The organism is Gemmatimonadota bacterium, assembly GCA_039715185.1.
Lineage (GTDB): Bacteria > Gemmatimonadota > Gemmatimonadetes > Longimicrobiales > RSA9 > DATHRK01.
In genome coordinates this window covers 84,680-92,336 of record JBDLIA010000004.1, presented here as the reverse complement: position 1 = coordinate 92,336, position 7,657 = coordinate 84,680, and the positions used below count along the sequence as shown (strand labels likewise).

The following is a 7,657-nucleotide window of genomic DNA, read 5'->3' as shown; positions in this document are numbered from 1 at the left end:
CTTCAGCCTCGGCCTCAGCGCCCGCTTCAGCCTCGGGGGCCTCCTCAGCTTCAGCCTCGGGAGCCTCTTCTGCTTCGGCCTCGGCCTCCGGAGCCTCTTCTGCCTCCGCCTCAGCGCCCTCTTCAGCCTCCGCCTCGGGGGCTTCCTCGCCCTCCTCCCCTTCCTCCGGAACCGGTCGGCCCGTGGAGGTCCGCTCGGGGGTCTCCGTGCACGCCAGCACGATGCGCCTGTTGACCGCATCGGACTCGATCACGCGGAGCGAAAGCGGCTGGCCCTCGGTCAGGTGCTCGGCGGCATCCTCCAGGCCCTCCACGCCGATCTGGCTCACCGGGACGAAGCCCTCGATGTCATCGCCGAGATCGACCACCACCCCGTTGTCCACGAAGCGGACGACCGAGCCGGGCGATTCCACGCCGGGCGCGAACCGATCGGAGATCTGATTCCACGGATCGTCCTCGAGCTGCTTCAGTCCGAGCGAGATCCGCTTGTTCTCCGGGTCGATGTTGAGGACGACGATCTCTACCTCGTCGCCCTTGCGCAGCACCTCGGACGGGTGCTCGATGCGCTTGGTCCAGCTCATGTCCGAGACGTGAATGAGCCCGTCAATGCCGGGCTCGATCTCCACGAACGCGCCGAACGACGTGAGGTTCCTCACGGTCCCCTGGACGCGCGTACCGGTGGGATACTTGACCGGAAGCGTGAGCCACGGATCCTCTTCGATCTGCTTCATGCCGAGCGAGATCTTCTCGTCGCCCGGGTCGACCTTCAGCACCACGGCCTCGATCTCGTCGCCGATGCCTACGAGCTGCGAGGGATGACGCACGTTCCGGGTCCAGCTCATCTCGCTCACGTGCACGAGCCCCTCGACGCCCCGCTCCAGCTCCACGAAAGCGCCGTAGTTGGTGATCGACACAACGCGCCCGCGGATACGCGCGCCGACGGGGTACTTGGCGGCGATCCCCTTCCACGGGTACGGCAGGAGCTGCTTGAGCCCCAGCGAAATCCGCTCGCGGTTCCAATCGACGTCCAGCACCTTCACGTCCAGGAAATCGCCAATGGAGAGGAGCTCCGAGGGGTGGCCTACGCGGCCCCAGCTCATGTCAGTGATGTGCAGCAGCCCGTCCAGACCGCCGAGGTCGATGAACGCGCCGAAATCGGTCACGTTCTTTACGATCCCTTCGCGGACCTGGCCCACCAGCAGCTCCTTGACCAGTTGGTCCCGCTTGACTTCGCGCTCCGCCTCCAGGATCACGCGCCGGCTCACGACGATGTTCCGGCGCCTCTTGTTGAGCTTGATGATCTTGAAGCGATACGTGTTGCCGATCAGGTCCTCGATATTCGGCACCCGACGCAGGGCGATCTGCGATCCCGGCAGGAAGGCGTCGACGCCCATCAGGTCGACCGTCACGCCGCCCTTGATCTTGCGCTGCAGCCTGCCCGGTACCGGCTCGTCCTTCTCGTAGGCGGCCTTGATCTTCTCCCAGACGCGGAGGAAATCGGCCTTCTTCTTGGACAGGACGACTACGCCTTCATCGTCCTCGAGGCTCTCGAGGAAGACGTCCACCTCTTCGCCCGCCACCAGCGCGTCGGGATCCTTGAACTCGTCGCGGGATACCGACCCCTCGCTCTTGAAGCCCACGTCCAGGATGACGGCGTTCTCGGTCACGCGCAGGACCTTCGCCTGCACGATCTCGCCCTCCTCTACGTTGCTGAGCGTCTCCTCGTACATCTCGAGCATCGCCTCGTATTCGTCGGGCGAGTACTCGTCGTCGTAGAGGTCGGCGCGAATTCCGATCTGCCGGGCGCGCTCCTCGCGCTCCTCGGACGTCAATTCGTCCATCACCTCGGGCTCGGGCTCCATGGCGATGGCCACCGGGGCGTCCACCCCGTATTCGGCGAAAGTCTCGGTAGCCGTCGCCGTCGGGGCCTCCCCCTCGGGCGCAGCTATAGCGTCGCTCACTGCCTCGTCGCTGTCGTTGGGGACTGGCTGGTCAGCCATTGTGGTGCTCTCCGTCGACCGGAACGACCACCCCGATCGTCCCGCCGGCTGAAGGATCAACGGACCCGCGAAGCTGAATTGCAACGAGCGGGTCAGGAATAGCTAGATATCGTAGGAGAGGTGACCGGGCGGGTCAAGCCCGCGAAGCCGCTTTCGGGCAAGCTCCACGACAGCGTCCACCTGCTCGTGGAAGGTCAGGTCGGAGGTGTCAACCAGCACCGCGTCCGGCGCGCGCCGCAACGGCGCGATTTCGCGGCCCGCGTCGCGGCGATCCCGTTCCTTCAGCCGCGCCGCCTCCTCGAAAATCTGTCGGCTGGATGGCTCCTCGACGTCGCGTTGCAGGAGCCGGCGCAGCGCGCGCACGTGAGGGTACGCATCCAGGTACACCTTGAGCTCGGCGTCCGGGAACACGACGGTGCCTATGTCGCGTCCGTCGACCACCACATCTGTGGCCGCGGCTTGCTCCCTCTGGCGCTCGAGCAGCCACGCGCGCACCGGCGCCAGGCTGGCCATGAGGGACACCTGCGCGGTCACGGCTTCAGCGCGAAGATCCTCGTCGGGGATCGGGACCCCCCGGCGGAGCAGGCGGAACCCGTCTTCGGAAGGCTCGGCGGTCACGCCGAGCGCGGCGACGTCTCGCGCTTCCAGGGCGCTCCACGCCGCGGCGGGGATTCCATCCAGTCGCGCGCACAACGTGAGGGCGCGATACCACGCGCCCGAGTCCAGGTGCCGGAACCCCAGGCGATCCGCCACGGCCCGCGCGGTGCTGCTCTTCCCCGATCCCGCGGGTCCGTCGATGGCGACGATCACGCGCGCCCGCTCTCCGCGGCGACCCGCCTCAGGTCATCCCAGAATTCGGGATAGCTCACGGCGACCGCCGCGGGATCGTCGACCTCGATGCTGTTCCCGGGCAGCGCCCCGAGGACGCCGAAAGCCATGGCCATGCGGTGGTCCCCGTGCACCCGCACGCGACCGGAGAGCGGGTGGTGTCCTCCGCGGACCGCCATGCCGTCCGGCAGCGCCTCCGCGTCCACCCCCACCGCCCGCAGGCCCTCGACGGTCGCCGCGATCCGGTCGCTCTCCTTGACGCGCAGCTCGGCGGCGCCGCGGATCGTCGTCTCTCCGTCCGCGCGACTCCCCACCACCGCCAGCAGCGGCAGCTCGTCGATCATGGTCGGCACGTCCTCGGCGCCCACGGTGACGCCCCTCAGCCCGGTGCTCCTGACGACGACGTCCCCGCGCGGCTCCGGGCCGCCCTCGCCCTCCGCGGAGCCGGCGCCTATGTGCACCGCTGCCCCCATGGCGCGCAGCGCATCGAAGAAACCCGCGCGTGTGGGGTTCAGCGCCACGTCGCACAGGCGGACGGCGCCGCCGGCCAGCGCCACGAACGCGGCCAGGCACGCGGCCGAGGAGGGGTCTCCGGGCACACGAAAGTCCAGCGGGTCGAGGCGCTCCACGGGCGTCAACTCCACCTCCACGGCGGCACCGCTTCGCTCAACGTGGATCCTGGCGCCCTGCGCGCGCAGCAAGCGCTCGGTGTGGTCGCGGGAGAGGCCGGGCTCGCCGACGGCGACCCGCACCCCCGCGATCAGGCCGGCGAACAGGAGCGCGCTCTTGACCTGCGCGCTCGCGACCGGGCTCGCGTAGCTCAGCTCCCTCAGGGGTGCGCCCTCGACGCGCAGCGGCAGCCGCGTGCCTTCGCCGTCGGCACGAATCAGCGCGCCCATGGCCCGCAGCGGCTCGACCACCCGGTCCATGGGCCGGCTCCTCAGCGACGCGTCTCCGTCCAGCGTCCCGCGCGCGGGGGACGCCGCGAGCACGCCGGCTAGCAGGCGCGCGCTCGTGCCGCTGTTGCCGCAGTCGATCAGCCCGGCGTCGCCGCGCAGGCCCCGCAGCCCCACGCCGCGCACCACCACCTCACCTCCGTCCGGGGGAATGCGAGGAAGGTCCGCAGCCAGCGCGCGCAGCGCGGCGGCCGTGGCGCGCGGGTCGGCGGCGGACAGCAGGCCGCGCAACCGGCTCGTGCCGTCCGCGAGCACGGCGCACAGCAGAGCCCGGTGCGTCAGCGACTTGTCGCCGGGAACGCGTACCGAGAGAAGGGCGTCCGAATCTGCGCGGTCGCCCACGACCCGGGCGGCGCCCTCAGTCATCGCGGTACTGCAGCTCCAGGGACATCCCGTCGAACGCCACCGCGGACGAGGGAAACTCTGCGCGCGCCTCGCGCTCCAGGCGCTTGGCGTTCTCCGAGTAACGCGAGGAGATGTGGGTCAGCACCAGCCGATGGGCCCCGGCCTCCGCGGCCAGGCGTCCCGCCTGCCTGGCGGTCGAGTGCCCCGTGGACCCCGCGCGCTCGGTTTCCTCGTCGTCGAAGGTGGCGTCGTGGATGAGCAGGTCCGCGTCGCGCGCCACCCGAGCGGTCTCCGCGGTCGGCAGCGTGTCCCCCGTGTACACTACGCGCCTGCCGGGCCGGGCCGGACCGACCACGTCCGCCGGGTCGATCCGGCGCCCATCGACCTCCACGCCCTCGCCGCGGTGCAGCCTGCCGAACTGGGGACCCTCCGGGACACCCAGGGCTCGCGCCTTGTCGGGATCGAAGCGCCCCAGTCGGTCGTGCTCGATGAGGGCGTACCCGAGCGAGCGAATGCCGTGCTGGGTACGGAAGCCCACTATGTCGTAGCCGTCCCGCTCCACCCGCTCATCTGGCCCCAATTCCCGGATCTCGATCGGGAACGGCACCCTTTCGACGCCCAGATGCACCGCTTCCTCCAACACGGCCCGCGTGCCCGACGGAGCCCACAGGCGGATGGGCTCCTCCCGGGCCTGCAAACCCATGGTGCGAAGCAGCCCGATGATGCCCAGGTAGTGATCGGCGTGGACGTGCGTGATGAAGATGTCGCTCAGCGAGAACCCCGTCCCGAAGCGCATCATCTGACGCTGCGTCCCCTCGCCGCAGTCGAACAGGAAGTGGTCCCCTTCCCTCTGCACGGCGATGGCGCTGACGTTGCGGGCCACCGTAGGGCGGCTCGCTGCGGTTCCCAGGAATGTGACGCGGATCATGGCGCGGGAAGCTAGGCGAAGGGGGAGGACCGGCCAAGGCCGTCGCGTGCGAGGGAATCGGGCATGCCGGGGGTGGGGGTCGAACCCACATGGCCTCTCGGCCCGCGCATTTTAAGTGCGCTGCGTATGCCATTCCGCCACCCCGGCTGGCGCCACACTCAGACTCGGCGCACCACCTGTTCGCCCGAGGCGGCCGCGCGCCTGATGGCCGCGACGTTCTCCGCCACGGTGCCGTCGCCGCGGAAGATCGCCGCGCCCGCGACCAGCACGCTGGCGCCCGCGCGCACCACCTCGGGGGTGGTCGCCGCGGAGATGCCGCCGTCCACCTGCAGCTCCACGTCCCACTGGCTGCGGCGATCCAGGATCTGCCGCATGCGCGCCACCTTGTCGGTCATGCTCCGAATGTAGCGCTGTCCGCCGAACCCCGGATTGACCGTCATGATCAGGATCAGGTCGACGTACGGCAGGACCTCCCGCAGGCCATCCAGCGGCGTGGCCGGGTTGATCGCCACCCCGGGCCGCATCCCGGCCGAGCGAATGTGCTCCACCGTGCGGTGCAGGTGCACGCTGGCCTCCGCGTGGACCGTAAGGCCGCTCGCGCCCGCCTCCGCGAACGCCTCCACGAACAGCTCGGGCTGCTCGATCATGAGGTGGACGTCGAGGGGCAGCGCGGTGACCTCACGCAGCGCCTTCACCACCGGCGGACCAATGGTGATGTTGGGCACGAAGTGGCCGTCCATCACGTCAACGTGGACCCAGTCGGCCCCCGCCGATTCGGCCTCGCCCACCGCCTCGCCCAGGCGCGCGAAGTCGGCCGACAGGATCGACGGGGCGATCTTTATGCTCACGACGACGCTCCCGGTCGGCTCATGACCCTCACCCCGGACGGCCCTCCGATCAGCGCGACCGAGGCCATCCCCAGGAAGAGGCCCGTCTCCACTACCCCGGCGCGCGCGGACAGGCGGCGGTCCACGTCGGCCGGGTCCTCGATGCCCCCCGGAAAGCGCGCGTCGACGATGTTGTGGCCACCGTCGCTCACGTATGGCGCGCCATCGGGGGTCAAGCGCAGCGTCGGCTCCGCGCCGAGGGAGCGTAGGTAGAGGTCCTGCGCCACCACCCCGAAGGGCACCACCTCCACGGGCACCGAGACCTTGGTGCCGAGTCGGTCCACCAGTTTCGACTCGTCCGTTATGACGACCATGCGGGCGCCCGCCTGCGCGACGATCTTCTCCCACAGCAGGGCGCCGCCGTGCCCCTTGATCAGATCGAGCCTCGGGTCCACCTCGTCGGCCCCATCGACCACCAAGTCCAACTCCGGCGCCTCGTCGAGCGTGGCCAGCGGGATGCCGACCCGGGCCGCGTGCTCGGCGGTGCGTCGCGACGTCGGCACGCCGCGCACGTTGGCGATCTCGCCTCGCGCGAGGCGCCCCGCGAGCTCGTCCAGGAAGAAGGCGGCCGTGGAGCCCGTCCCCAGGCCCAGGCGCATGCCGCTCTCCACCATGCCGGCAGCGTGCCGCGCGACGGCGCGCTTCGCGTTGGCCTCGGGGTCTGCCCCCAGGGGCAGCGCGGCGTCCATGGCCGACTCCTTCCTCAGGTCCAGGTCGGGCACCCTGCTCAGGACGGAAACTCCCCCAGCAAGGACTTGATGCGGCGCGTCATGTCCAGCGCGTCCTCCATCGGTCGCTGCCACATGTTGCGGCCGAAGATGAGTCCGGTGGCTCCGTTCTCCATCGCCATGCGGGCTTTGTTCACTAGATCCTCGTCGCTGATTTTGCTTCCGCCGCTGAAGAGCACCAGCGAGTTGCCGGCGGAAGCGACCACGCGCCGCACGCCCTCCGCGTAGTCCCACTCGATCTCGCGATACGCCGCCGGCATGTGCTCATCCTTCGGACCCTTCTTGGGCACGTTCAGCTTGATGATGTCCGCGCCGAACTCGTGCGCGAGACGCGCCGCGTAATCCACCGCGTAGAGCGAGTCCCGACCTCCCTTGGCCTCGATGGCCTCGCCACGCGGGTAGGACCAGACGACCATGGGCATGCCCCACTCTTCGCACGCGCTGCGAACCTCCATCAGGCGAGCGAAGTCCGCGTCCTGGTTGGGAGAGCCCACGTACAGCGTGTAGCCGATGGCGTCCGCCCCCAGCGACACGGCGTCCTCTACCGTGGCGGTGGGCGAGCTGAGCGCCTCCGCGTCGCTGGGGATGCTGCTCTTGCCGTTGATCTTGAGGATCAGCGGGACCCTCCCGGCGTACGGCTTCATGTACCTGCGGGCCATGCCCCAGTGGCACGCGATGGCGTTGTAGCCTCCCTCGACGGCCAGTCGCCACTGGTAGTCCGGGTCGGCTGAGGCGGGGTTCGGCAGGAAGTCGACGGGCCCGTGTTCGATGCCCTGGTCGATCGGCAGCACGAGCAGCGTGCCGTTGCCGACACCGTTGCCGTACAACAGGCGCCGCAGGCGCACCCTCTTGCCCGGCGGCATGTCCAGATCGCTGATTCGCGCGCGCGCGGGAGCGTCCGCGCGCAACTCCTCTGTGGCGGTCGCTTCGGTCATGCGGGTCCCTCCGATTCTCGTGCTTGTCGTTCCATCTACGCCGTGAGCCGC

The 7,657-nt window shown here is 69.8% G+C and carries 7 protein-coding genes and 1 tRNA gene; all 8 read right to left on the bottom strand.

What is annotated here, in order from left to right:
• Positions 1-1,999: 30S ribosomal protein S1 (locus tag ABFS34_01765; protein MEN8374154.1), on the bottom strand; the 1,999-nt coding region annotated here is incomplete at its 3' end.
• A gap of 102 nt (positions 2,000-2,101) precedes the next feature.
• Complete coding sequence (cmk, locus tag ABFS34_01760; protein MEN8374153.1) at positions 2,102-2,809, bottom strand: (d)CMP kinase; 708 nt, start codon at positions 2,807-2,809, stop codon at positions 2,102-2,104.
• Positions 2,806-4,149 carry a 3-phosphoshikimate 1-carboxyvinyltransferase gene (aroA, locus tag ABFS34_01755; GenBank protein ID MEN8374152.1) on the bottom strand — a complete coding sequence of 448 codons (1,344 nt, stop codon included), beginning with the start codon at positions 4,147-4,149 and terminating at the stop codon, positions 2,806-2,808. The genes cmk and aroA overlap by 4 nt, the downstream gene beginning before the upstream one ends.
• Positions 4,142-5,056, bottom strand: a complete 915-nt coding sequence (rnz, locus tag ABFS34_01750; GenBank protein ID MEN8374151.1) for a ribonuclease Z — start codon at positions 5,054-5,056, stop codon at positions 4,142-4,144. The genes aroA and rnz overlap by 8 nt, the downstream gene beginning before the upstream one ends.
• A gap of 64 nt (positions 5,057-5,120) precedes the next feature.
• Positions 5,121-5,203: transfer RNA gene (locus tag ABFS34_01745), tRNA-Leu, on the bottom strand.
• Between the two features lie 11 nt (positions 5,204-5,214).
• Complete coding sequence (gene rpe / locus ABFS34_01740; GenBank protein ID MEN8374150.1) at positions 5,215-5,904, bottom strand: ribulose-phosphate 3-epimerase; 690 nt, start codon at positions 5,902-5,904, stop codon at positions 5,215-5,217.
• The gene (gene rpiA / locus ABFS34_01735) at positions 5,901-6,665 is read right to left on the bottom strand and encodes a ribose-5-phosphate isomerase RpiA (GenBank protein ID MEN8374149.1); all 765 of its coding nucleotides are present in this window, start codon (positions 6,663-6,665) and stop codon (positions 5,901-5,903) included. Before rpiA ends, rpe begins: the two co-directional genes overlap by 4 nt.
• Positions 6,666-6,670: 5 nt before the next feature.
• Entirely contained in the window at positions 6,671-7,606 is a 936-nt protein-coding gene (locus ABFS34_01730) for a fructose-bisphosphate aldolase (protein MEN8374148.1), read from the bottom strand.
• Between the last annotated feature and the right edge of the window lie 51 nt (positions 7,607-7,657).